Below are 614 nucleotides of genomic sequence, written 5' to 3' on the forward strand. Positions count from 1 at the left end.
CTCTTCGTTATCGCCATGCTAATCGCGATCATTCTTGTGGTGATTGCATCGCATTATTTGTCCAACTTCATTACATCACCACTGCTGAAGCTGACTTGGGCGGCAGAGAAAGTATCCGCTGGCGACCTCGACGAAACGACATTCAATACCGAGCGTAAAGATGAAACCGGTCGCTTGGCTATCAGCTTCGAACGTATGCAGCGCTCGATTCGAGAAAAAATCCAAACCATTAAACAGCAAAACGAAGAACTTGAAAGCAACATCAAGCTGATTCAAAAGCAAAATGATGAGTTGCAACTGGCTGATAAACTGAAAGATGAGTTCCTCGCAACAACCTCGCACGAATTGCGTACACCGCTACATGGCATGGTTGGGATAGCAGAAACCCTTGTGTCAGGAGCAAATGGAGTCATTCCCGCCAGTCAAAAATACCAACTTGATATCATTATCAAAAGTGGTCAACGCTTAGCTAACCTCGTAGACGATTTATTGGATTACCACAAAATGCGCTATGGCAGCATGGATATCCAAAAATCGGCAGTAAGCTTAGCCAGTGCAACACGCTTGGTGCTTGAGCTTTCTAATCACCTGCTAGGCAATAAGACCATTCGCAT

1 protein-coding gene is annotated in these 614 nt (G+C 45.1%); it reads left to right on the top strand.

The window, feature by feature from the left end; all coding sequences use genetic code 11:
* Window positions 1-614: sensor histidine kinase (locus tag R7Q46_RS28200; protein WP_318078443.1), on the top strand; the 614-nt coding region annotated here is incomplete at both ends.

The organism is Vibrio sp. 811 (assembly GCF_033339195.1).